Source organism: Microbacterium binotii (assembly GCF_021398715.1).
Taxonomy (GTDB): Bacteria; Actinomycetota; Actinomycetes; order Actinomycetales; family Microbacteriaceae; genus Microbacterium; species Microbacterium binotii_A.
The window spans coordinates 1,254,105-1,278,775 of the sequence record NZ_CP090347.1; the positions used below are offsets into that span (position 1 = coordinate 1,254,105).

A 24,671-nucleotide genomic window follows, 5' to 3' on the forward strand; every position below is an offset into this window, starting at 1 on the left:
ACTCACACCGGGTCGGCGAGGCGCAGATCGATGTCGAGACCGAGGTCGAGGCCCCGGGCCGCGTGCGTCAGCGCACCGACGGAGATCACGTCGACACCCGTCTCCGCGATCCGGCGCACGGTCTCGAGCGTGACGCCGCCGGAGGCGTCCACGATGGCGCGACCGGCGATCTGCTCGACGCCTCGTCGGAGGTCCTCGATCGAGAAGTTGTCGAGCATGATGGTGCCGACACCCGCGGCGAGGACGTCGTCGATCTGGTCGAGACGGTCGACCTCGACCTCGACGTGCGTCGTGTGCGGGAGGCGTGCCAGTGCCTCCTGCAGCGCCTGCGTGACGGGGACGCCGGAGGCGGCGAGGACGGCGAGGTGGTTGTCCTTGGCCATCACGGCGTCGGACAGGCTGAAGCGGTGGTTGTGGCCGCCGCCGCTGACGACCGCGTGGCGTTCGAAGGCGCGAAGTCCCGGCGTGGTCTTGCGGGTGTCGGCGATGCGCGCACCGGTGTGGGCGACTTCGGCGACGTAGGCAGCCGTGAGCGTCGCGATGCCCGACATCCGCTGGACGAAGTTGAGTCCCACCCGCTCGGCCGTGAGCACGGAACGAGCGGGGCCGGTGACGGTGGCCAGCGCCGCACCGGCATCGAACCCGTCGCCGTCGGCGACGAGCAGGTCGACCCGCGTCCGGGGATCGACCAAGCGGAACGCGGCGGCGAACACGGCGCCGCCGGAGAACACCCCGCTCTCGCGGGCGACGAGGGATGCGGTGGCGACCGCATCCGCGGGGATGAGCGTCTCGCTCGTGACATCGCCCCAGGGGGCGTCCTCGTCGAGGGCCGCGGACACGACCCGGTCGATGGTGGCGGATGTCAGCATGCCTCGGCCTCCTGGGCGATGGCGGCGGCGAAGGGCGCGCCGTCGCGACGGAAGTGGGCGCCGACCGAGACGGTACGACGGCGCGCCGCGGCCACGAGGTGCTCGGCGACCAGCAGGAGGTTGGCGTCCTCCTGCGCCGCCACGGTCCGGGCGGCGGGCGCGTCGCGGCGCCACGCGGCGATGACGGATGCGGCGTGAGCCAGGCCCGTCTCGTCGCGCTCCAGTCCCGCGTGATCCCAGAGCAACTGCTGCAGGCCCGTCCGGCTGAACCCGGGCGCGTCGCTCGCGGGCTCGGCAGCCGCCGCCGGTGCTGCGGCCGGGAAGTCGGCCGCTCTCACGGGATCGGCGAGCAGGGCCGCCGCCGCCCGTGCGCCGAACACGGCGCCCTCCAGCAGCGAGTTGGATGCCAGGCGGTTCGCGCCGTGGACGCCGGTGCGCGCCGTCTCGCCGACGGCGAAGAGCCCGGGGACGCTGGTGCGCCCGTCGAGATCGGTGAGGACCCCGCCCATCAGATAGTGCGCGGCCGGGGTGACCGGCACAGGTGTCGTCGACCAGTCGATTCCGCGTGCTCTCAGCGCGCTGTCGATCGTGGGGAAGCGGGCGGCGAGGGCCTCGGACCCGCCGAGACCCGTCGCATCCAGCACGACGGGGATGCCCGGCTGGGAGGCGGACTGCCGGGCGATCGCGCGAGCGACCACGTCGCGGGGCGCGAGCTCGCCGTCGGGGTGCGCATCGAACGCGAAGCGTCGGCCGGCCGCATCGCGCAGCACGGCGCCCTCTCCTCGGACGGCCTCGGAGACGAGGAACGGGTCTTCGCCGTCGAAGGCGGTGGGGTGGAACTGCACGAACTCCAGATCGGCGACGGCGGCGCCCGCGCGGATCGCGGCGGCGATGCCGTCGCCGGTCGCGACCGAGGGGTTGGTGGTGTGGGCGTAGAGCTGGCCCGCGCCGCCCGTGGCCAGCACGACGGCGTCCGCGTCGATCCGCTCGCGCCTCCCGGACGCATCGACCACATCGACGCCCGAGACCCCGCCCGCCTCGAGGACGAGGTCGGCCAGGAACGTGTGCTCACGCACGCTCACGGCGCTGTCGGCGAGTCGGGCGAGGAGCGCGGCTTCGATCGCCGCCCCCGTCGCGTCGCCGCCCGCGTGCAGCACGCGGGGCGCCGAATGTGCTGCCTCCAGGCCCCGTCGCAGCTTACCGGCACTGTCGCGGTCGAACGGAACGCCCGCTGCCAGCAGGGCGCGGATCGTCTCGCCACCGGCTTCGACGAGCACCCGCACCGCGTCCGGATCGTTCAGGCCCGCGCCGGCCGTCAGGGTGTCGTCGAAGTGGGCGCCGGGGGAGTCGCTCGCCGCCGTGACGGCGGCGATCCCGCCCTGCGCGTGCGCGGTGCTGCCCGCATCCGCCGCAGCCTTCGTGATGAGCGTGACCTCGGCGCCACCCTCGGCTGCGGCGAGCGCCGCCGTGAGCCCGGCGATGCCGCTGCCGACGACGACCGCTCTCATGCGGCGCTGCCGGAGGGCTTGGCGGCCAGCATCCGCTCGAGGGCGACACGAGCCGGGTCGGCGACGGAGGCGGGCACGGTGATCCGGTTGAGCGTCTCACCGGCGACGAGCCCCTCCAGCACCCAGGCGAGGTAGCCGGGGTGGATGCGGTACATGGTCGAGCACGGGCAGACCACCGGGTCGAGGCAGAAGATCTCGTGCTGCGGGTACTGCGCGGCGAGGCGCTGCACCAGGTTGATCTCGGTGCCGATCGCGAAGGTCGTGGGCTCGGTGGCGGCCGCGATCGCCTTGCGGATGTAGTCGGTGGAGCCTGCCTCGTCGGCGGCGTCCACGACAGCCATCGGGCACTCCGGGTGGACGATCACGCGGACGCCCGGGTGCTCTCGGCGTGCCTTGTCGATCTGGTCCACCGTGAAGCGGCGGTGCACCGAGCAGAAGCCGTGCCAGAGGATGACGCGGGAATCGGTGAGCGTCTGCTCGTCGCTGCCGCCGAGCGGCTTCGTCGGGTTCCACATCGGCATCTGCTCGAGCGGTACGCCCATGGCCTTCGCGGTGTTGCGTCCGAGGTGCTGGTCGGGGAAGAACAGCACCCGGCGGCCCCGCGCGAAGGCCCACTCGAGCACGGTGCGCGCGTTGGAAGAGGTGCAGACGATGCCACCGTGGCGTCCGACGAAACCCTTGATCGCCGCGGACGAGTTCATGTAGGTGACCGGCACGACCGGCACGAGGCCATCGGCGTCGGGGGTGTCCATGTCGCCGTAGAGCTCCTCCAGCTGCTCCCAGCACTCCTCGACCTGGTCGATGTCGGCCATGTCGGCCATGGAGCACCCGGCGGCCAGGTTGGGAAGGATGACGGCCTGCTCGGGCTGCGAGAGGAGGTCGGCGGTCTCGGCCATGAAGTGCACGCCGCAGAAGACGATCGCCTCGGCGTTCGGGTGCTCGAGCGCGGCGTTGGCGAGCTGGAACGAATCGCCCACGTAGTCGGCGTGGCGCACGACCTCCTCGCGCTGGTAGAAGTGGCCGAGCACGACCACGCGTTCGCCGAGCGTCTGCTTCGCGCGGCGGATGCGGGCGTCGAGCTCGTCGTCGCTCGCGTCGCGGTAGGCCGCAGGCAGCATGCCTTGACGCGGGGACCCGGTGGGGATCACATCGCCCATCGAGGCGCCGGGTCCGTATCCGGGGCGCGCGTCGAAGTCCCACGGGCCCGCCGCGAGGTCGGTGTTGCAGGTGGACCCCGACCCGGCACCCGAGACGATCGCCTGGATCTCGTGATCGACGGACGGATCGATGGGACGCGGCTGGATGGTCAGCGTCGTGCTCATGTCGTGCTCGATTCGTGACTTCGCGGGCGGCCGAGCGGGCCACGATCGGCCAGCTCGACGTCCTGGTTGTAGCGGTACAGCCGTGCCGGCCGGTGACTTCCGGTGCGGAACGACTCGGTGGGGATCAAGGTGTTGCTGTTCTCGACCTGCCGGCGGAAGTTGGCGGGGTCGAGCTTGCGGTCCAGGATCGCCTCGTTGACCTCGCGCAGATCCGCGAGGGTGAAGGCGTCCGGGAGCAGACCGTGCGCGATGCGGCTGTAGCCGACCTTGTTGCGCAGCCGCCACAGGGCGTAGTCGATGATCGCGTTGTGGTCGAAGGCGAGGGGCGGAAGATCGGTCGCCGTGAACCAGTCCACGTTCTCGGGCGCGTCTCCCGCCGCCTCGTGCGCGGCGCTCTGCGCATCGACCTCGTCGGAGCGCAGCAGCGCCCAGTAGACGATCGAGACGACGCGACTGGGGGAGCGGCCGATGTCGCCGAACGCGTACAGCTGCTCGAGATAGCTCGCGCTGAGACCGGTCGTCTCGGCGAGTGTGCGAGATGCCGCCTCATCGAGGTTCTCCGCGGCGTCGAGCCAACCGCCCGGGAGAGCCCACAGCCCTTCGTGCGGATCGCGGGTGCGCTTGACGAGGGGGAGGACGAGCCGCGGATCCTCGTCGCCGTCGCGCCGCAGGCTGAAGATCACGGTGGAGACCGCCACGCGCGTCTCGGTGGACTCGGCGTCGGCGGTGTCGGGAGAGGGGTTAGTTCGTGTCATGGTGACCTTAACTCGGGATGATCTTAATGTCATCGCGACCAGAAGTAAAATCCGTCGTCGTCACCGGGGGCTCGCGGCACCCTGTCAGCGCGGCCGCCTACGCTGACCGCATGCCGCCGATCGTGATCGACATCCTGCTGGTCGTGGTGCTGGTGATCGTGCTGATCCAGGGGTGGCGGCGAGGACTCCTGGCGAGCGTCGGGACGATCGCCGGGCTCGTGCTCGGGGCGGTCGCCGCGTGGTGGCTCGTGCCGGTCGTGTCCCGCTGGGTCCCCGACGCCGCCTGGCGCGGCTGGGCGGCGCTGGGTGTCGCCGTGGGACTGCTCGTCCTCGGGGCGTCGCTCGGCTCTGCGCTCGGCCGCGCATTGCGCCGGGGAGCTGCCCGCATCCGCCTGCGGGGGATCGATCGGGTCCTGGGCGCCGGGGCGATGACGGTCGTCGCGGCCCTCGTGCTCTCCCTCGTCGGACAGAGCGTCGCCGCCCTCGGCATCCCGTTCGTGTCCTCGGCCCTCGCGTCGTCGAGTGTGCTGCGCACGATCGACACGCTCACCCCTCGCCCCGTCGACGAAGCGTTGGCGCAGGTGCGATCGAGCGTCCTCGACGACGGGCTCCCGCAGTTGGGGGCGCTGTTCGGAGAACTGACCGCCCCCGCAGAGGTGGCGCCGCCCGTCGACCTCGACGACCCGGCTCTCAGTGCGGCTGCGCAGTCCGTGGCGCGCATCGCCGGCACGGCGTACTCCTGCGGACGCAACCTCACCGGGAGCGGCTTCGTCGTGGCGCCGGATCGCGTCGTGACCAACGCCCACGTGATCGCCGGCGTCGAGCGTCCGATGGTGGAGCTGCCGGGGCGCGCGGCGCGCGAGGGACGCGTCGTGTACGTCGACGCCACGGCGGACCTCGCCCTCATCGCGGTGGACGACCTGGACGCGGCGGCGTTGCCGTTGGGCACCGATCTCGGCCCGGGCGCCGCGGCCGTCGTGCAGGGCTACCCGTACGGCGGCCCGTTCACGATGGGCAGCGCCACGGTGCAGACCGTCGGTGTGGTCTCGGTGCCCGACATCTACGACCAGGGGCGCGATCAGCGCGAGGTCTACGCCCTGGCGGCGACGGTCCGCCCCGGCAACTCCGGCGGTCCGCTGCTCAACGCCGCGGGCGAGGTCGTGGGCATCGTCTTCGCGCGCGCCGACGACGGGTCCGAGGTCGGCTACGCGTCGACCGCGGCAGAGCTCACCCCGCTCGTGCAGGCTGCGCCCACCCTGACGGATGCCGTCGGGTCCGGCGCCTGCGTGCCCTGATCGCCCGCGCGGGCGCGTCGGGCTATGCTGGCCCGACAACGTGAATATCGGCCCCACGACCGGTGCGGGAGAGCCTCGGAGATCTTGTCCGAGCACCGAAGGAGCAAGCCTCCCCGCCAATCTCTCAGGTACGCGTACCGCCTCGGTCGGGCGACTCTGAAAAGCGATCCTCGCGGATCCGCCGACGGTGAAAGATCGCGCTCCGCGTGTTCGAAACTCTCAGGCCCATGACAGAGGGGGAGTTCTCAGGCCCTCGCCTACCCCGCATCCACCCGGGAGAACTCATGACCGATCCACGCTCCACCCCGCTCCGAGACCGCCACGAGGCGGCCGGAGCCGCCTTCACGGACTTCGGCGGATGGCTCATGCCCGTCCGCTACGGGTCCGATCTCGCCGAGCACCGTGCCGTACGCGAAGCCGCGGGGCTCTTCGACATCTCCCACATGGCGGAGTTCCTCGTGACGGGAGCGCACGCCGGGGCCTTCCTCGACTACGCGCTCGCCGCGCGGCACTCGACGATGCGGCTCGGGAAGGCGAAGTACTCGCTCGTGCTCGCGGAAGACGGCGGCATCGTCGATGACGTCATCGTCTACCGTCTCGCCGACGACTGGTTCATCGTGATCGCCAACGCCGGCAACCGCGATGCGGTGGCCGAGGCGCTCGCCGACGCGCGCGCATCCTTCACACCGCCCGCTCCCGCCGTGGGCGCCGACGGATCGTTCGGATTCGTCGCGGGCGTGCACGTCACCGTCGAGGACGCGTCGGACGACTCGGCGCTGCTGGCCCTGCAGGGCCCGGCGGCCATCGCGGTGCTCGAGGCGCTGCCGGGCCTGGAACTCGCCGAACCCGCGCGGCGCCAGGGCGATGCGCCGACGCCGTGGAGCTTCGACGACCTCGGCTACTACAGCGTGCGCGCGGCGGACTTCGCGGGGCAGGCCGTGCTCATCCTCCGCACCGGCTACACGGGGGAGGACGGCGTCGAACTGCTCGTGCGTGCGAGCGCGGCGGGAGAGCTGTGGGACGCCCTTCTGGAAGCGGGTCAGCCGTTCGGTCTGATTCCCGCGGGCCTCGCCGCGCGCGACACCCTCCGCCTCGAGGCGGGGATGCCGCTGTACGGACACGAACTGAGCCGCGACGTGCGGCCCGCGCAGGCCGGGCTCGCACGCGTGGTCGCCGCCGACAAGGACGCCTTCATCGGCAAGGGGGCGATCGAGCCCGCATCCGGTGCACGCGTCCTGGTCGCGCTCTTCTCGGAGGGGAAGCGCGCAGGGCGCGCGGGCTATCGGGTCCTCGACGCCGAGGGAACCGTGGTCGGTGAGATCACGAGCGGCGCGCTCAGCCCCACCCTCGGACACCCGATCGCGCTCGCCTACGTCGACGGCGACCGGAGCCTCATCGGCACAGACCTGTTCATCGATGTACGCGGCACGCGAATCCCCGCGACCGTGACCGAACCGCCCTTCTACCGGAGGAAGAAATGACCGTCGATCCCACCACGCTGTCCTACACCGCAGAGCACGAGTGGGTGCTGATCGAAGGCGGCGTCGCCACCTTCGGCATCACCGACTACGCCGCCGAACAGCTCGGCGACGTCGTCTTCGTCGACCTTCCTGCGATCGACGCGCCCGTGGTCGCCGGGCAGGTCTGCGGCGAGATCGAGTCGACGAAGTCGGTGGGAGAGCTCTACGCCCCTCTCAGTGGACGCGTCATCCAGGTCAACGGCGAGGTCGACTCCGACCCCTCGCTCGTCAACGCCGATCCCTACGGGGCGTGGCTCGTGCGCATCGAGCTCGACGGCGAGAGCGCGCCCCTGCTCGACCGCGCCGGATACGAGGCGCTCATCGAGGGCGCCGCGTGAGCGTTCCCTTCACCGCGCGCCATATCGGCACGGATGCGGGCGCGCAGCGGCAGATGCTCGACGCGCTGGGTTTCGCCAGCGTCGACGCGCTGCTGAAGACGGCGGTTCCCGCATCCGTCCACGCGGGCCCGCGCGCCGGCAGGAGCATCCCGGACGCGGCCACGGAGGCGCAGGCGCTGGCCGAGCTCCGCGCGCTCGCCGATGCGAACCGCCCGGCACGCGCGATGATCGGCCTCGGCTACTACGACACGTTCACGCCCGCGGTCATCGCTCGCAACGTCTTCGAGAATCCGTCCTGGTACACCGCGTACACGCCCTATCAGCCGGAGATCTCGCAGGGCCGGCTCGAAGCGCTGATCAACTTCCAGACGATGGTGACCGACCTCACCGGCCTCGCCACCGCCGGCGCGTCCATGCTGGATGAGGCGACCGCGGTCGTGGAGGGGATGCTGGTCGCGCGCCGCGCCTCGAAGTCCGCGTCGGACGTCTTCCTGGTCGACGCGGATGCGCTTCCGCAGACCAAGGCGCTGCTGCATCACCGCGCCGCCGCCGTCGGCATCGAGATCCGCGAGATCGACACCCGCACCTGGGAGCCGGCCGCCGCATTCGACGCCGTGTTCGGCGCCTTCGTGCAGTACCCGGGAGCCGGTGGTCGCGTGTGGGATCCGACCGAGCTCGTCGCCTCCGTCCAGGCGCAGGGCGGTCTCGTGGTGGTCGCGGCCGACCTTCTCGCGCTCACACTCCTGCGTTCGCCGGGCTCGTTCGGCGCCGACATCGCCGCGGGGACCACCCAGCGTTTCGGCGTTCCGCTCGGCTTCGGCGGACCGCACGCCGGGTACCTCGCCGTGCGCGCGGGACTCGAGCGTCAGCTTCCCGGGCGCCTGGTGGGCGTCTCGCAGGATGCGGCGGGCCACCCCGCCTACCGCCTCGCGCTGCAGACGCGTGAGCAGCACATCCGACGGGAGAAGGCCACATCCAACATCTGCACCGCGCAGGTGCTGCTGGCCGTGATGGCCGCGATGTACGCCGTCTACCACGGCCCCGAGGGTCTGCGCGCGATCGCGACCGACGTGGCCCGGAAAGCGCAGGCACTCGCCGAGACGCTGCGCGCAGGCGGCCTCGAGGTCGTGCACGACGCATTCTTCGACACGCTCCGTGTCGTCGTCCCCGGCACGGCTGAGCGCGTCATCGAGCGAGCCCGTCGCCGCGGGTACCAACTCTTCTTCGCGGACGAGGCGACCGTGGGGATCTCGGTCGACGAGACGACCACGGCCGCCGACCTCGCCGCGGTGGCGGCGGCGTTCGGTCTGCCCGACGAGACCGTGATCGACCTCGAGGGGGCGGTGCCCCTGGCCGGCGTCGTGGCCGACCTCCACCGCCGGGACGAGTTCCTCACGCATCCGGTCTTCCACGCCCACCGCTCGGAGACCGCGATGATGCGCTACCTGAAGACGCTCGCCGACCGCGACTACGCGCTCGATCGCGGCATGATCCCGCTGGGCTCGTGCACCATGAAGCTGAACGCCGCCACCGAGATGGCGGCGGTGTCGTGGCCCGAGTTCTCGCGCGTGCATCCCTTCGCGCCGGAGGCCGACGTGCGGGGGACGCTCGCGCTGATCGAGCAGCTGGAGACCTGGCTCGCCGAGGTCACCGGCTACGACGCGGTGTCGCTGCAGCCCAACGCCGGCTCCCAGGGGGAGCTCGCGGGGCTGCTCGCGATCCGCGGCTACCACCTCGCGAACGACGACGCGCAGCGCACCGTGTGCCTCATCCCGTCGTCCGCGCACGGCACGAACGCCGCATCCGCCGTGCTCGCGGGGCTGCGGGTCGTCGTGGTCGCGTGCGACGAGGCGGGCAACGTCGACCTCGACGACCTGCACGCCAAGATCGCGCAGCACGCGGACGAACTGGGCGCGCTCATGATCACCTATCCGTCCACGCACGGCGTGTACGAGCACGAGGTGCTCGCCATCACGCAGGCCGTGCACGACGCGGGCGGACAGGTGTACATCGACGGCGCGAACCTCAACGCGCTCCTCGGCTTCGCGCGATTCGGCGACCTCGGGGGCGACGTCTCGCACCTGAACCTGCACAAGACCTTCGCGATCCCGCACGGCGGCGGCGGACCGGGTGTCGGCCCCGTCGCCGCCAAGGCGCACCTCGCGCCCTATCTCCCGTCGCACCCGCTCGCCCAGCGCGCCGACCACGCGGGCGGCTTCGTGTTCGAGGGCGGTCCCGTGTCGGCCGCGCCGTACGGTTCCGCATCCATCCTGCCGATCTCGTGGGCCTACGTGCGGATGATGGGCGCAGCGGGTCTGGGTGAGGCGACCGGTGCCGCCGTGCTGTCGGCGAACTACATCGCCCACCGCCTGAAGGCGCACTTCCCGGTGCTGTACGCCGGCGAGGCCGGGCTGGTGGCCCACGAGTGCATCCTGGATCTGCGTCCCCTCCGCGAGCGCACGGGGATCACGGTCGACGACGTCGCGAAGCGGCTCATCGACTACGGCTTCCACGCGCCGACGATGTCGTTCCCCGTCGCGGGCACGCTCATGGTCGAGCCCACCGAGTCGGAGGACCTCGCGGAGATCGAGCGCTTCATCGAGGCGATGATCCAGATCGCCGCCGAGGCGGAGCAGGTCGGCGCCGGACGCTGGCCGGCAGCGGACAACCCGCTCGTCGGCGCCCCGCACACCGCGCAGTCGGTCATCGGCGGCGAGTGGACGCATCCGTACTCGCGTGAGGAGGCGGTGTATCCCGTTCCCTCGCTCGTTCGCACGAAGTACTGGCCGCCCGTCCGTCGTATCGACAACGCCTACGGCGACCGCAACCTCGTGTGCGCCTGCCCACCCCCGGAGGCCTTCGCCTGACCCGCCGCCCCACTTCCCGCGAGACTGCATCTCCCGCACGAGATCACGGTATTCACCCGTGATCTCGTGACGGCAGTGCAGTCTCGCGGAGGGGTGGGCAGGGCACAGAGGGGCACAGCGGCGAGGGGGCGTGGCGCTCAGCGCAGGGCGCGGGCGAGCGCATGCAGGGCGAGGGCATCGGGCGCGCGCTCGCGGCGGACACCTGCCGCATCCAGGATCGCGCCCAATCGTTCGGGCTCGCGGACATCGGCCCATCCCCACCGCGCGAAGCCGTGGACCCGGCGACGGATGCGGTCCTCCCGCCGCTTCTCGTCCTGCAGCGCGCGCACCGGGTCACCGAAGCGTCCGTCGTACTTGAGGAGGCCATCGGCTTCTCCGACGGCTCCGATGTCCGGCCAGGCGAAGTCGGCGCGGTCGGCGACGCCACCACCACCGTGCACCAGCCACTGCAGTTCGGGTGTCGCGAAGCCCAGCCACTCGATGGCTGCCCGGCTCAGCGACTCGAGCGTCGTCTCGGCGCGCGGATCCGCGCGATGCAGCGCCCATCGGGCCAGCCGACGGCCACGGCTGGAGGATGCGAGCTCGTTGTGAGCCACGAGGACCTCCGGCGTCAGGTCCGGATGCGCGCGCAGCGTGGCATCGGCGACGTTGAGGGCGAGCGCGGGATTGCGAACCCGTGCCAACGCGACGACGGTCTCGATGGGACCCGTCGTGAGGATGCCGCCCTCGTCCGTGATCTCGACGCCGCCCCGGCGCGTGTGGATGCGGACCCGCTCCGCTTGCCGTGACGTGCCGTCCGCGGGACGCAGGATGTGCACGTCGGCCGCCTCGCCGACGAGCGGGATACCGCGCAGCGCCGCCGCCGACTCGAGTGCGAAGACCGCATCCGGCATCTGCAGCGCCACGGCGTGCACGCGGGTGAGATAGCGATCCCAGGGAGCGAGCGCGCTCCACGCGAGCGCCGGGGCGTACACCCCGCGGTGCACGCGCACGATGTCGCCGCGGCGGAGCGCGAGGTCGGGGCGATGCATGTCGTGCGCGCGCAGCAACGGCGCGGGAGAGGGGAGCAGCTGGGCGCCGGTGCGCAGGGGAATGGGCTGGGTCATCGCTCCACGCTGCGCGCGGCGGTCGTCACCGCGTGCGCCCGGTCCCGCATCCGTGTGCAACACTCCGGCCTCGGGCGGTTGTGCAGGCTCGGTCCCGAGCAGCTGTGCAGGCCCGGTCCCGGAGCTCCGGTCCGCTCCTGCAGCGGCGCCCCCACCGTGCTTTGACCCCGCGAAACTGCATCTTCAGCACGAGATCACCGTCATTACCCGTGATCTCGTGCGGGAAATGCAGTCTCGCGGGAAGAGAGGGGAGAGCGGAGCGGAAGGGATGCGGCGGCTAGAAGATCCCGGGCCAGAGGGACGCCACGAGGGGGTATCCGACGAAGGCGAACACATCGATGAGGGTGTGCGCGATGACGAGGGGCATCACCCGGCCCCAGCGCCGGTAGCACCATCCGAACACGACGCCCATCGCGAAGTTGCCGACCACCGAACCGACGCCCTGGTAGGCGTGGTACGCCCCGCGCAACGCCGCTGTCGCCAGGATGATGGACCACCAGCCCCATCCGAGACGGCGCAGGCGATCGAAGAGGTAGCCGAGGAAGATGACCTCCTCGGTGAGCCCGGCGCGCGCGGCCGAGAGCAGCAAGAGCGGCACGGTGTACCAGGCCGCATCCAGGGGGGAGGCGACGACGCCGACGGTGATGCCCGCGAGGCGCCCGGCCACGTAGAGCGCGATCCCGGGGATGCCGATGATCGCGATCAACGCGACACCGAGTCCGAGATCGCCGCCGAACCGGCGGAAGTCGAGGCCGATCCGTCGCAGCGCGTTGGTCCCCGGTTCCCAGAGCAGGTAGACGACGAGCGCGACCAGCGCGAGCGAGAAGAAGATGTCGAGCAGCTGGTACAGCGCGTCCCAGAGCGCCTCGGTGTCGCGCGCGGGGTTGAGCTGGGTCTGCTGCGAGGAGATCGCCTGGTTCTCCTGCAGCGAGCGCTGCAGGGTGCGGATGAAAGAGAGCAACGAGTACAGCGCGGATTTGCCGACGGTCACGGCGAGCACGAGCCAGATCTCCCACCGCACGCGTGAACGGGCGGACCCCGTCGCGCGAGGCGGATCGAAGGCCCTCACGGTGCGCCAGAACGGTTCGCGCGCGGGCAGGCTCGTCATCCGCTCAGCTTGGCATAGCGGATGCGGACCGGTCCCGCTTTCGAAGGCGCTCAGATTGCGCGCATAGGGTGTGTGCGGCTTACGCATACGACCGCGTGCGGCATCACGGCCGCCGCGGAGAAGGAGGACGGATGCGGCGTCGTGCGCTCGTGACCACCCTGGCTCTGCTCGGCCTGCTGGCGGGCGTGGTGGTCGGTTGCTCGGCCGAGGAGAACCGCGTCCTGCCGGGCTCGTCCCTGACCGTTGCCACGGCCGCGCCCGTCACCTCGCTCAACCCGTTCGTGCTGGGGCAGGACACCGCTGCCGACCGCGACCTCTCAGCGCTGACGTCGGGGAGCTTCTGGCGGCGGGAGGCCGACGGCGCCCGCTCTCCGAACGAGAGCTTCGGCACCGTCCGGGTTCTCACGCGCGATCCGCTCACCGTCCGGTACACGGTGGGCGGCTCGGCCACCTGGTCCGACGGCGCGCCGCTCGATGCCGCGGACCTGTTGCTCACGTGGGCGGCTCGTACGACGCACCGCACGGATGCCGCGGGCGAGACGCGCTGGGATGCGGGCGCCGGAGCCGGCCAGGGCCTCGACCTCGTGTCGCAGGTGCCCGAGATCGGCGACGACGGGCGCAGCCTGACCCTGGTCTACGACACGCCCTACGCGGACTGGCAGATCGCCTTCGACGCGCCGCCGGTCGCCGCTCACGTGCTGGTGGATCTCGCCTACCCGGGGCGTCACGCGGATGCGGCGGCGGCGAAGGCCGCGTTCACGGATGCCGTCGTCACCGGCGATCTGGACTGGCTCGCACCCGTGTCGCGCGCCTTCCGTGAGGACTTCCGTCTCGACGGCGACGTCCCGGACGGGGCGCACATCACGGCCGGTGCCTACGACATCGCGCGCATCGCCGACGACGGCCGGTCGATCGACCTCACCGCCGCCGATCGCCCCAGCGCCGCGCGCGTCGAGCGGGTGCGCGTGCGCGCGATCCAGGACCCGGCCGAACGCGTCGCGGCCGTTGCCGGAGGTGGTGTGGATCTGGCCGCGGCGGCGGCGGACGAGGGCCTCGTCGACGCGGCGGCCGCTGCAGGAGGCTCCCGCGTGTCAGCGGCGGATGCCTTCGACCACCTGGATCTGCAGACGGCGGGCGGGGGAGTGTTCGACCCCGCGTCCTACGGCGGGGATGCGGATCGCGCGTACCGCGCCCGCACCGCGTTCTTGACCACGGTTCCGCGAGAGCAGATGCTGGACGACCTCGTCCACCCGCTGCTCGCCGATGAGCCCCTGCGGCAGGGCATGGTCGAGGCCACGGGGTCACGGCTCTCCGCGTCGCCCTCGTCGACACCCGAAGGTGCGGCTCCGCAAGCGACGGATGCGGCCGGACTGACCGTTCGTGTGCTCTACCCGGCGGGCGATGCGCGCCGGGCCGCGGAGTTCGCCCTCATGGCCGAGTCCGCATCCCAGGCGGGCGTCACCCTCGTCGATGTCTCCTCTTCCGACTGGATGCGCGTGCTGAGGGACCAGCCGGACGCATACGACGCCGCCCTGTTCGCCTGGAGCCCCGACCCCGCGGCAACCGTCGCGCAGGCGACGGTGTTCCACACAGCGGCGGCGCAGAACGTGTACGGCTGGAGCGACGAGGAGGTCGACGCGCTGGTCGTCGACGCATCCTCCGCCCTGGACCGAACGCAGCGCGACGCGCTTCTGTCCCGACTGGATGAGGCCGTGTCCGATGAGGCGTGGGCGCTGCCGCTGTTCGCCGTGCCGCAGCTCACGGTGTGGTCCGACGCGCTCGCGAGGCCTCCGGCGGAGGCGCCGGGCGACCGCATCCTCTCCTCCTTCGCGACGTGGCAGCCCTCGGCCGATGCCCCGAGGTCGAGCGGGGAATAGTTCCGGCCCGCGCGGCCGGCTGTCGTCGGCGGGCTTGAGCAATCTGCTCGGTTCACGAGGGGGTTCGTTAAGGGTGTGTAACTATTCGCGCGGTCGTTTTGACCAAGCAGTGGGTCGTGCTTAGTGTTTCGGTATCCGCGGCACGATGCTTTCACAGCTCGTCGTGCCTGCATCATCCCTTTCCCAGGAGGAACAGTGAAGCGCAGCAAGATCGCTCTCGCGAGCGTGGCGCTGGCCGGTATCGGGGCTCTCGCCCTCGCCGGCTGCGCGAGTGGCGGCTCGGACGAGCCGACCTCTACCGGTGGCGACGCCGGTGCCATCATCAAGGTCAACGGTTCGGAGCCGGAGAACCCGCTCTTCCCGGCCAACACGAACGAGACCGGCGGCGGCAAGATCGTCGACTCGATCTACGCGGGCCTGGCCTACTACGACGGCGAAGGCAACATCGTCAACGATGTCGCCGACTCGATCACCGTCGACGACGCCAACACCATCACGGTGAAGCTGAAGGAGGGCCAGAAGTTCAGCAACGACGAGGCCGTCACCGCCGACAGCTTCATCAAGGCCTGGAACTACGGCGCGCTGAAGTCGAACGCCCAGAAGAACGCCTCCTGGTTCTCCGACATCGAGGGCTACAGCGAGGAGACCGACTCCGAGCTCACCGGTCTGACCAAGGTCGACGACACGACCTTCACGATCAAGCTCTCCAACCCCGTCGCCGCCGACTTCGTGCAGCGCCTGGGTTACTCGGCGTACTACCCGCTTCCCGAGGTCGCCTTCGAGGACCCGACCGCCTTCGGTGAGAACCCGATCGGCAACGGCCCGTACAAGCTGGCCAGCGAGGGCGCGTGGCAGCACGACGTCGAGATCAACCTCGTGAAGAACGACTCCTACACCGGTGGCCGTGAGGCCAAGAACGGCGGCCTGGACATCGTCTTCTACGCCAACCTGGACGGCGCCTACGCCGACCTCCAGTCGGGCAACCTCGACGTCCTCGACGCGATCCCCACCAGCGCACAGGCGACCTTCGAGTCCGACCTGGGCGAGCGTGCGGTCAACCAGCCCGCCGCCATCTTCCAGTCGTTCACGATCCCGGAGAGCCTCGAGCACTTCTCGGGCGAAGAGGGCAAGCTGCGCCGCGAGGCGCTGTCGCTCGCGATCGACCGTGACGCGATCACGAAGACCATCTTCAACGGCACGCGTACGCCGGCCAGCGACTTCTCGTCGCCGGTCATCGGTGGATGGTCCGACTCGCTCGAGGGCGCCGACGTCCTCAAGTACAACCAGGACAAGGCGAAGGAGCTGTGGGCCGAGGCCGACAAGATCTCGCCCTGGAGCGGCACGTTCCAGATCGCGTACAACTCCGACGGCGGCCACCAGGCCTGGGTCGACGCGACGACGAACTCGATCAAGAACACGCTCGGCATCGATGCGTCCGGCGCTCCGTTCGTCGACTTCGCTTCGCTGCGCACCGAGGTGACCAACCGCACGATCACCACCGCGTTCCGCACCGGTTGGCAGGCCGACTACCCGGGTCTGTACAACTTCCTCGCTCCGCTGTACGGCACGGGCGCCTCCTCGAACGACGGTGACTACTCGAACCCCGAGTTCGACAAGCTGCTCGCCTCCGGCGCTGCTGCTGACAGCGTCGACGCGGCCACGGCCGACTACGAGAAGGCTCAGGAGATCCTGCTGCAGGACCTCCCCGCCATCCCGCTGTGGTACTCGAACGTGAACGGCGGGTACGCTGACACGGTTCAGAACGTCGTGTTCGGCTGGAACTCGGTTCCGCTGTACTACCAGATCACGAAGGGCTGATAGCTCTTCTGATCGCGACCGCGAGGCGGTGACGATCCCGTCACCGCCTCGCGGCCTGTCCAGAGACCTGCGTCCGCGTCACCCACGCGGGCGCCGGTCTCTCGTCGGGCGGGGGGTTCTTGCACCGATCGTGCGAGGATACTCCTCGGCCACTTTCTCGGAGGGAGAGAGGATGCTCGCTTACATCCTCAGACGCATCCTGCAGGTGATCCCGGTGTTCCTGGGATCCACGCTGCTCATCTATTTCCTCGTCTTCGCGATGCCGGGAAACCCGATCCTGGCTCTGTTCGGCGACAAGACGCCGAGCCAGTCGGTCATCGACGCACTCGAGGCGCAGTACCACCTGAACGAACCGTTCATCGTGCAGTACTTCTACTACATCACCGGCATCTTCCAGGGAGACCTGGGCAACACGTTCTCGGGCCAATCGGTCAATGACGTCCTCGCCCGAACGCTGCCGGTGACCGGTCGGCTCGCGGTGATGGCCATCGGCATCGAGTTCTCGCTCGCCATCATCATCGGCACGGTCTCGGCCCTGCGTAAGGGCAAGATCTTCGACAACGTCGCACTCGTCATCTCGCTGCTTTTCGTCGCGATGCCGATCTTCGTCCTCGCCTTCCTCGCGCAGTACTTCCTCGCCCTGCAGTTCGGCTGGTTCAAGCCGACGGTCGGTGGGAACAACAACTGGGGCGACCTGTGGCTGCCGGCACTGGTGCTGGGGTTCAGCCTCTATGCGACGAGCATGCGGCTCATGCGCGGCTCGGTCATCGACACGCTGAACCAGGACTGGGTGCGTACCGCGTACAGCAAGGGCCTGCCGCGTCGACGCGTCATCCCCGTGCACGTGCTGCGCAACTCGCTCATCCCGGTCATCACCAACTCGGCCACCAACTTCGGTGTCCTGCTGGTGGGTGCCACCGTCACCGAGGCGATCTTCAACGTCCCCGGCGTCGGCAACACGCTCTTCCAGGCGACGTTGCGCCACGAGGGTCCGACGATCGTGTCGTTCGTCACCGTCTTCGTGATCATCTACGTTCTCGTCAACCTGGTGATCGACCTGCTCTACGGTCTGCTCGACCCGAGGATCCGCTATGTCAAGTAACTCCGAACTGCCGACGCATTACGTCGCCGAGGTCAAGGACGCGTCGCTGACGGTCGACGCCGTCCGCATCGCCGACGAGAAGCCCTCCAGCCTCTGGCGGGATGCGTGGCGCGACCTGCGCAAGCGTCCCACCTTCTGGATCTCGCTCGCCGTCGTCGCCTTCATCCTCTTGATGGCCGTGTGGCCGACGCTGTTCACCCAGACGCCGCCCAACGACAACTGCCAGCTGTCCAACAGCAACGGCGGCCCGGCCGCCGGCCACCCGCTGGGATTCACGTTCCAGGGGTGCGACATCTACGCGCGCATCGTGTGGGGATCCCGCACGTCGCTGTCCGTCGGTCTGCTCTCGACCCTCATCGGCTCCTCGATCGGTCTGATCATGGGTGCGCTGGCCGGCTTCTACGGCGGATGGCTCGACTCGCTGCTCTCCCGCATCGGTGACATCTTCTTCTCGATCCCCTACATCCTGGCCGCCGTCGTCGTGATGAGCGTTTTCGCGGACTTCCGCAACGTCTTCACCCTTGCGTTCGCGATCGGCGGGTTCGCGTGGGCCTCGACCGCTCGCGTCGTGCGCGCCGAGGTGCTGAGAGTTCGGCAGGCGGACTTCGTGACCGCATCCCGGGCACTCGGGCAGTCGCGTTTCCGCACGATGGTCTCGCACGTCGTGCCCAACGCGATCGCTCCGCTCCTGGTCATCTCGACCCTGAGCCTGGCGGCGGCCATCGTCGCCGAGGCGACGCTGGCGTTCCTGGGTGTCGGCCTCGGCCCCGACGTGATGTCGTGGGGCCGTGACATCTCCGAGGCGCAGCAGTCCCTGCGCATCGCTCCCATGGCGCTCATCTACCCGTCGATCGCGCTGACGCTCACCGTCCTCGCGTTCATCCTCCTGGGCGAGCTGATCCGCGACGCCCTCGACCCGAGAGCGAGGGCCCGCCGATGAGCGAGAGCGCCGCAACCCCGTTGCTCAGCATCCGCAACCTCCGCGTCGCCTTCGACACCCAGTCGGGCAGCCGAGAGGTGCTCCACGGTGTGAACCTCGACGTGTTCCCCGGAGAGACGGTCGCGATCGTCGGCGAGTCCGGTTCGGGCAAGTCCACCACCGCCTCCGCGGTCGTGAACCTGCTCCCCGGCACGGGCCACGTCACCCAGGGCAGCATCACGCTCGACGGGCGTGAGTTGACCGGCCTCAGCCGCACCCAGATGGAGCGCCTGCGCGGTCGGGAGATCGGCTACGTGCCGCAGGACCCGATGTCGAACCTCAACCCGGTGTGGTCGATCGGCTTCCAGGTCAAGGAGGCGATCCGTGCGAACGGTATCGCCACCGGCCGCAAGGAGGTCACCCAGCGGGCGATCGAGGTGCTGCAGCAGGCCGGACTGGCGGATGCGGCCAAGCGCCTGCACCAGTACCCCCACCAGTTCTCGGGCGGTATGCGCCAGCGCGCGCTCATCGGCATCGGCCTCGCGGCCGACCCGAAGCTGCTGATCGCCGACGAGCCGACGTCTGCACTGGACGTCACGGTCCAGCGCGTCATCCTCGACCACATGGCGAAGCTCACGCGGGAGAAGGGCACCTCGGTGCTGCTGATCACGCACGACCTGGGTCTTGCGGCCGAGCGCGCCGAGAAGATCATCGTCATGCAGAACGGCGAGATCGTCGAGTCCGGCCCGAGCCGTGAGATCCTCCAGAACCCGCTGCATCCCTACACGCAGCGCCTCGTCGCGGCGGCTCCCTCGCTCGCCTCGCAGCGCATCCAGGCGCGTGCGGAGAGTCGGGGCATCGAGACGACCGACGACATCGAGGGTCTCGCTCCCGCGATCCGCGTGACCGACCTGACCAAGGAGTACAAGATCCGCCAGGGCGGCTTCCGCAGTGAAGCCTTCCGCGCTGTCGACGGTGTCTCGTTCGAGATCCCGCGCGGCAAGACGCTGGCCCTGGTCGGCGAGTCCGGATCGGGCAAGTCCACGGTCGCGAAGATGGTGCTGAAGCTCGAGGATCCCACCGCGGGGTCCATCGAGATCGACGGCACCAACATCGCGAGCCTCTCCAATCGGCAGGCCTTCGCGCTTCGTCGTCGGATGCAGCCGGTGTTCCAGGACCCGTACGGCTCGCTCGATCCGCTCCGCAACATCGGCAACACGATCGCGGAGCCGATGGAGATCCACAAGGTCGGCGACGGCGCCTCCCGTCGTGAGCGCGTGCGTGAGCTGCTCGACCAGGTCTCGCTCCCGCAGGAGCTGGCGACCCGTTACCCGAACGAGCTCTCCGGTGGTCAGCGTCAGCGCGTGGCCATCGCCCGCGCGCTCGCACTCAAGCCCGACATCGTCGTGCTCGATGAGGCGGTCTCGGCCCTCGACGTGCTGGTGCAGGACCAGATCCTGCAGCTGCTCGCCGAGCTGCAGTCCGAGCTCGAGCTGACCTACCTCTTCATCACCCACGACCTCGCCGTCGTGCGTGTGGCCGCCGACATGGTCGCGGTGATGGAGAAGGGGCGCATCGTGGAGCAGGGCACGGTCGACGAGATCTTCGCCAACCCGGCCGAGGAGTACACCCGCCGCCTGCTGGATGCCATCCCCGGCGCGACCATCCCCCTCGGAGGCGGCAACTGAACCGCACCGTCTACCGGTCGACGTCGGCGACCGTCGGGATCATCATCTCGGCGGTCGCCGCCGCCTTCCTCCTCGGCGACGCGCTGATCCGCGCCGGGCTCGTGAGCGCGCTGCTGCTCGCCCCGTGGATCCTGCTTGCGCTGTGGGGGATCTACGTCGGCGTCTTCGCGTCCAGCGTGACCAGCTCCGCCGACGGTCTGCGCGTGCAGAACTTCCTGCGCATCACCCGCATCCCCTTCTCCGCGATCGCCGACATCCGCATGCGCTACCAGCTCGTCATCGAGACGACCGAGGGGCGCACGCTCACCTGCTACGGGGGACCGGTCTCCGCCCGCAGCGGCGCGCGCCGTTCTCCGAGCGACGGCCGGCCCGCGGCCGGCTCGCAAGACGCCGAGCGCGTCATCGACGACTGGCAGTCGGCCCGCGAGCCCACCGCCGTGCCCGGCCCGGTGCGGCGCATGTGGGACCTCCCGGCGCTCGTGGCGCTCATCGCACTGGTGGTCTGGGCGGGCATCGCCGTCGCGGTCGTCGGGGCCGGCTGACCGTCTCACAGCCGCCTGCGGTAGACTGAAGGGCCCGGAGTCCCGGGTCACCCTCCCTCACTGCAAGGAAACCTGTATGGCGCGCGCCCTCCGCTCCGATCTGCGTAACGTCGCGATCGTCGCCCACGTCGACCACGGCAAGACGACTCTCGTCGATGCCATGCTCCGTCAGACGGGCTCGTTCGGTGAACACGCGCACGTCGAAGAGCGCGCGATGGACTCCAACGACCTGGAGCGTGAGAAGGGCATCACGATCCTCGCCAAGAACACGGCGATCACGTACAACGGCATCCACACCGACAGCCCGATCACGATCAACGTGATCGACACCCCTGGCCACGCCGACTTCGGCGGCGAGGTGGAGCGCGGCCTGTCGATGGTGGACGGCGTCGTGCTGCTCGTCGACGCATCCGAGGGCCCGCTTCCCCAGACCCGCTTCGTGCTGCGCAAGGCGCTCGAGGCGAAGCTGCCGGTCATCCTGCTCGTGAACAAGACCGACCGCCCCGACGCGCGCATCGCCGAGGTCGAGGAGGAGGCTCACGACCTCCTGCTGGGTCTGGCCTCCGATCTCCAGGACGACGTTCCCGACCTCGACGTCGACGCTCTGCTGGACGTTCCCGTGGTCTACGCCTCCGGCCGTGCCGGCGCCGCGTCGCGCACGCGCCCCGAGAACGGGTCGCTGCCCGACAACGAAGACCTCGAGCCGCTGTTCGAGGCGATCCTCGAACACGTGCCGGCGCCGTCCTACGACGACGAGGCACCGCTGCAGGCGTGGGTGACCAACCTCGACTCCAGCCCGTTCCTCGGCCGCCTGGCTCTCCTGCGCGTCTTCAACGGCACCCTCAAGAAGGGCCAGACCGTCGCGTGGGTCCGCCACGACGGTTCGCACTCCAACGCGCGCGTGACGGAGCTGCTCAAGACCAAGGCGCTCGAGCGTTTCCCGGCCGAGTCCGCCGGCCCCGGTGACATCGTCGCCATCGCCGGATTCGAGGACATCACGATCGGCGAGACGATCGCCGACCCCGAGGATGTCCGCCCGCTGCCGGCCATCACGGTCGACGACCCGGCGATCTCGATGACGATCGGTACGAACACCTCGCCGCTCATGGGCAAGGTCAAGGGCCACAAGCTCACGGCGCGCATGGTGAAGGACCGCCTCGACCGGGAGCTCATCGGTAACGTCTCGCTCAAGGTCGTCGACATCGGCCGCCCCGACGCCTGGGAGGTCCAGGGCCGCGGTGAGCTGGCGCTGGCCATCCTCGTCGAGAACATGCGTCGCGAGGGCTTCGAGCTCACCGTCGGCAAGCCCCAGGTCGTCACGAAGCGCGGCGAGGACGGCAAGCTGAAGGAGCCGTTCGAGCACCTCACGATCGACGCTCCCGAGGAGCACCTCGGCGCGATCACGCAGCTCATGGCGGCTCGCAAGGGCCGCATGGACAACATGACGAACCACGGCACCGGATGGGTCCGCATGGAGTTCGTCGTCCCCTCGCGCGGCCTCATCGGTTTCCGCAGCGAGTTCCTGACCATCACGCGCGGCACGGGTATCGCGAACGCGATCTCCCACGGCTACGACGACTGGGCCGGCTCCATCACGACGCGTCAGAACGGCTCGATCGTCGCCGACCGTCAGGGCGTCGTCACCCCCTTCGCCATGATCGCGCTGCAGGAGCGGATGAGCTTCTTCGTCCAGCCGACCGAGGAGGTCTACGAGGGCATGGTCATCGGCGAGAACTCGCGCGCCGACGACATGGACGTCAACATCACCAAGGAGAAGAAGCTGACGAACATGCGTTCGTCGACCTCCGACTCCTTCGAGTCGATGACGCCGCCGCGTGTGCTCACCCTCGAGGAGTCGCTCGAGTTCGCCCGCGACGACGAATGCGTCGAGGTCACCCCCGAGAAGGTGCGCATCCGCAAGGTCGTGCTCGACGCGACCGAGCGCGGCCGTGCCGCATCCCGTCTGAAGCGCCAGGACGCGAACGCCTGAGTCGGACTCAGCGGACCTCGGAGACGAGGACCGCACTGGTATCGCGGGTGAGCGCCTCGAAGATGTGAGGCGCATCCCCGCGATACCGGAGGTAGTCGCCCGGCGAGAGTTCGACGGGGGAGTCTGCGGGCCCTGCGGCCGCGCGTCCGGTGATCAGCACGACGTGCTCGACGGTGCCGAGCGTGTGCGGCAGCGACCGACGCGGTTCGCCCGGCTCCGCGCGAAGCAGGTAGAGGTCGCTGCGCGAGTTCGGCGAGCCCGCCGCGAGCAACAGGGCGCTGTAGGGCGAGTCCGCCGCGCGGATGCCGTCGCCCGCCCCCGCCCGGATGAGGCGCAGTCCGTCGTCGGGCTCTTCGACGAAGACCGCGAACGGCACGCCCAGAGCAGTCGCGATCGCCCAGAGCGTCTCCACGCTCGGGTTGCCGGCGCCCGACTCGAGTTGCGAGATCGTGGCCTTTCCCACTTCGGCCCGGCGGGCCAGCTCTGAGATGCTCATCCCCGCGCGCTCCCGCTCGCGTCGGAGCGACCGTGCGATGCGCGGACCGATGCTCTCCATTCGTTCAGTATGACGTACGAGCGTTCGGTTTGACGAACGTTCCCCCCGGCGGACATCATGTGGTGATGGATGTGGAGAGCCTGCCCGACCCCGGCCGCCGCGCGGTGCGCCAGGGCCTTGCGGTCGCCCTGGCGACAAGTGCGTACGGCATCTCCTTCGGCGCCCTCTCGGTCGCTGCCGGCCTCGATGTCTGGCAGACGTGCGTCCTGAGCCTGCTCATGTTCACCGGCGGATCGCAGTTCGCCTTCGTCGGCGTCATCGCCGCCGGAGGGATCGCTGCCGCGCCCGCGGCGATCGCCTCCGCGGCGCTTCTCGGGGTGCGTAACGTCGCGTACGGTATGCGGCTGTCGCCGCAGTTCGACGGGATGTGGCGCAAGATGGCCGCTGCCGGGTTCACGATCGATGAATCGACCGCCGTCTCGCTCGCGCAGGCGGATGCGCGTGCCCGCGCTCTCGGATTCTGGGTCACCGGCGTCGGCATCTACGTCGGCTGGAACATCTCGACGCTGGCGGGCGCGCTCCTGGGCGACGTCCTGGGGGACCCGCGCGCGTACGGACTGGATGCCGCGGCCGCCGCGGCCTTCCTCGCGCTGCTGTGGCCGCGCCTGGTGGGCAGGCAGGCCATCGCCGTCGGCATCGCCGCGGCCGTGGTCGCGACGGTCCTCACACCCGCGCTCATGCCGGGGGTTCCCGTGCTGATCGCCGCCCTCGTGGCGGTCGTCGTCGGGTGGGGCGGTCGCTCCGGGGCGAAGGCGGCGTCGTGACGTTGTGGAACGCGGTCCTTCTCGCCGCGGTGATCTGCCTCGCCCTCAAGGCCGTGGGATACGCCATCCCGACGCGCTTCGTCGAAGCACCGAGGCCCGCCCGTATCGCGGAGCTGCTCACCGTGGCGCTGCTGAGTGCGCTGGTCGCCGTGCAGGCACTCGGAGCGGGACAGGCGATCGTGCTCGATGCTCGCCTGCCCGCACTCCTGGTCGCCGCCGGCCTCCTCGCGCTCCGCGCCCCGTTCCTCGTCGTCGTGGTCGCGGCCGCCGCCGTCGCGGCGCTGCTTCGTCTGGTGGGCTGGGCGGCCTGAGACGACTCCCATCCCCGACGACTAGGATCCCGGGGTGGGCTCGCTTGCATCTCGTATCGCCGCCTGGGCGATCGCACTCGTCGTCGGGGTCGTCTACGGCGCCGCCGGATCCTTCGCGCATGCGGCATTCATCGGACCGGTGCCGATCGGACTCCTGCTCGGGGTGATCGGGGCCGGCGCGCTGCTGATCGCCGTGCGGCTGCTGACGGGGGACAGGTGGACGACCCTCGCGGCAGCGCTGGGCATCATGGTCATCACGTACGTGTTCGCACAGCCGTCGACGGGCGGGTCGGTGTTGTTCACCGTGGCGCACGAGACGCTCGCGCTGATCTGGATGGGCGCCGTCCCGCTGGTGGCGGCGGTCGTCGTGGCGTGGCCGCGCGCGCCCCGACGGTCAGTCGAGGCGAACTAGACTG

At 70.2% G+C, this 24,671-nt stretch carries 21 protein-coding genes and 1 riboswitch; of the genes, 14 read left to right on the plus strand and 7 right to left on the minus strand.

What is annotated here, in order from left to right; translation table 11 throughout:
- Positions 1–2 precede the first annotated feature (2 nt).
- From nadC to LXM64_RS06345, 4 genes are read right to left on the minus strand one after another with little or no spacing between them, the layout of a single operon-like run.
- Entirely contained in the window at positions 3–869 is an 867-nt protein-coding gene (gene nadC, locus LXM64_RS06330) for a carboxylating nicotinate-nucleotide diphosphorylase (RefSeq protein ID WP_234075092.1), read from the minus strand.
- The gene (gene nadB / locus LXM64_RS06335; protein WP_234075093.1) at positions 863–2,377 is read right to left on the minus strand and encodes an L-aspartate oxidase; all 1,515 of its coding nucleotides are present in this window, start codon (positions 2,375–2,377) and stop codon (positions 863–865) included. The genes nadC and nadB overlap by 7 nt, the downstream gene beginning before the upstream one ends.
- Positions 2,374–3,699, minus strand: coding sequence for a quinolinate synthase NadA (gene nadA / locus LXM64_RS06340; RefSeq protein WP_234075094.1), 1,326 nt, complete (start codon positions 3,697–3,699; stop codon positions 2,374–2,376). The genes nadB and nadA overlap by 4 nt, the downstream gene beginning before the upstream one ends.
- Positions 3,696–4,454: an NUDIX hydrolase gene (locus LXM64_RS06345; RefSeq protein WP_234075095.1), complete on the minus strand. Its 759-nt coding sequence runs from the start codon at positions 4,452–4,454 to the stop codon at positions 3,696–3,698. Before LXM64_RS06345 ends, nadA begins: the two co-directional genes overlap by 4 nt.
- Before the next feature lie 110 nt (positions 4,455–4,564).
- On the opposite strand from LXM64_RS06345, the gene LXM64_RS06350 reads away from it, so the two are divergent.
- The 4 genes from LXM64_RS06350 (at position 4,565) to gcvP (ending at position 10,474) form a co-directional block, all read left to right on the plus strand.
- On the plus strand, positions 4,565–5,749 hold the full coding sequence (locus LXM64_RS06350; protein WP_234075096.1) for a MarP family serine protease: 1,185 nt from the start codon (positions 4,565–4,567) through the stop codon (positions 5,747–5,749).
- Positions 5,750–5,804: 55 nt separating this feature from the next.
- A riboswitch (glycine riboswitch) is annotated at positions 5,805–5,899 on the plus strand.
- 134 nt (positions 5,900–6,033) lie between these two features.
- Complete coding sequence (locus tag LXM64_RS06355) at positions 6,034–7,230, plus strand: glycine cleavage system aminomethyltransferase GcvT (protein WP_234075097.1); 1,197 nt, start codon at positions 6,034–6,036, stop codon at positions 7,228–7,230.
- Positions 7,227–7,607 carry a glycine cleavage system protein GcvH gene (gene gcvH, locus LXM64_RS06360; RefSeq protein ID WP_137417423.1) on the plus strand — a complete coding sequence of 127 codons (381 nt, stop codon included), beginning with the start codon at positions 7,227–7,229 and terminating at the stop codon, positions 7,605–7,607. Before LXM64_RS06355 ends, gcvH begins: the two co-directional genes overlap by 4 nt.
- A gap of 53 nt (positions 7,608–7,660) precedes the next feature.
- Complete coding sequence (gene gcvP / locus LXM64_RS06365; RefSeq protein ID WP_234075417.1) at positions 7,661–10,474, plus strand: aminomethyl-transferring glycine dehydrogenase; 2,814 nt, start codon at positions 7,661–7,663, stop codon at positions 10,472–10,474.
- A 137-nt stretch (positions 10,475–10,611) separates the two neighbouring features.
- Here the strand turns inward: gcvP and LXM64_RS06370 are convergent, their stop codons facing one another.
- A complete protein-coding gene (locus LXM64_RS06370) occupies positions 10,612–11,580 on the minus strand; it encodes a hypothetical protein (protein ID WP_234075098.1) in 969 nt (322 codons plus the stop codon).
- A 277-nt stretch (positions 11,581–11,857) separates the two neighbouring features.
- Positions 11,858–12,688, minus strand: a complete 831-nt coding sequence (locus LXM64_RS06375) for a CPBP family intramembrane glutamic endopeptidase (protein WP_234075099.1) — start codon at positions 12,686–12,688, stop codon at positions 11,858–11,860.
- Between the two features lie 131 nt (positions 12,689–12,819).
- Between LXM64_RS06375 and LXM64_RS06380 the strand changes: the two genes are divergently transcribed.
- The 7 genes from LXM64_RS06380 to typA all read left to right on the plus strand — a co-directional run bounded on the left by LXM64_RS06380 (position 12,820) and on the right by typA (position 22,624).
- Positions 12,820–14,565, plus strand: a complete 1,746-nt coding sequence (locus LXM64_RS06380; protein WP_234075100.1) for an ABC transporter substrate-binding protein — start codon at positions 12,820–12,822, stop codon at positions 14,563–14,565.
- Positions 14,566–14,760: 195 nt separating this feature from the next.
- Entirely contained in the window at positions 14,761–16,383 is a 1,623-nt protein-coding gene (locus LXM64_RS06385; protein WP_234075101.1) for a peptide ABC transporter substrate-binding protein, read from the plus strand.
- A 172-nt stretch (positions 16,384–16,555) separates the two neighbouring features.
- Complete coding sequence (locus tag LXM64_RS06390) at positions 16,556–17,485, plus strand: ABC transporter permease (RefSeq protein ID WP_137417417.1); 930 nt, start codon at positions 16,556–16,558, stop codon at positions 17,483–17,485.
- Positions 17,475–18,425, plus strand: coding sequence for an ABC transporter permease (locus LXM64_RS06395; RefSeq protein WP_234075102.1), 951 nt, complete (start codon positions 17,475–17,477; stop codon positions 18,423–18,425). The genes LXM64_RS06390 and LXM64_RS06395 overlap by 11 nt, the downstream gene beginning before the upstream one ends.
- Positions 18,422–20,092, plus strand: a complete 1,671-nt coding sequence (locus LXM64_RS06400) for a dipeptide ABC transporter ATP-binding protein (RefSeq protein WP_137417415.1) — start codon at positions 18,422–18,424, stop codon at positions 20,090–20,092. Before LXM64_RS06395 ends, LXM64_RS06400 begins: the two co-directional genes overlap by 4 nt.
- Before the next feature lie 101 nt (positions 20,093–20,193).
- On the plus strand, positions 20,194–20,634 hold the full coding sequence (locus LXM64_RS06405) for a PH domain-containing protein (protein WP_234075103.1): 441 nt from the start codon (positions 20,194–20,196) through the stop codon (positions 20,632–20,634).
- 76 nt (positions 20,635–20,710) lie between these two features.
- Positions 20,711–22,624, plus strand: coding sequence for a translational GTPase TypA (typA, locus tag LXM64_RS06410; RefSeq protein WP_137417413.1), 1,914 nt, complete (start codon positions 20,711–20,713; stop codon positions 22,622–22,624).
- Between the two features lie 7 nt (positions 22,625–22,631).
- On the opposite strand, the gene LXM64_RS06415 is transcribed toward typA, so the two are convergent.
- Complete coding sequence (locus tag LXM64_RS06415; protein ID WP_234075104.1) at positions 22,632–23,180, minus strand: helix-turn-helix domain-containing protein; 549 nt, start codon at positions 23,178–23,180, stop codon at positions 22,632–22,634.
- Positions 23,181–23,245: 65 nt separating this feature from the next.
- On the opposite strand from LXM64_RS06415, the gene LXM64_RS06420 reads away from it, so the two are divergent.
- Genes LXM64_RS06420 through LXM64_RS06430 form a run of 3 tightly spaced genes read left to right on the plus strand, consistent with a single transcriptional unit; the run spans position 23,246 to position 24,667 of the window.
- Complete coding sequence (locus tag LXM64_RS06420; protein ID WP_234075105.1) at positions 23,246–23,944, plus strand: AzlC family ABC transporter permease; 699 nt, start codon at positions 23,246–23,248, stop codon at positions 23,942–23,944.
- A complete protein-coding gene (locus LXM64_RS06425; protein WP_234075106.1) occupies positions 23,941–24,255 on the plus strand; it encodes an AzlD domain-containing protein in 315 nt (104 codons plus the stop codon). Before LXM64_RS06420 ends, LXM64_RS06425 begins: the two co-directional genes overlap by 4 nt.
- A 34-nt stretch (positions 24,256–24,289) precedes the next feature.
- Entirely contained in the window at positions 24,290–24,667 is a 378-nt protein-coding gene (locus LXM64_RS06430; RefSeq protein WP_234075107.1) for a DUF6113 family protein, read from the plus strand.
- Positions 24,668–24,671 lie beyond the last annotated feature (4 nt).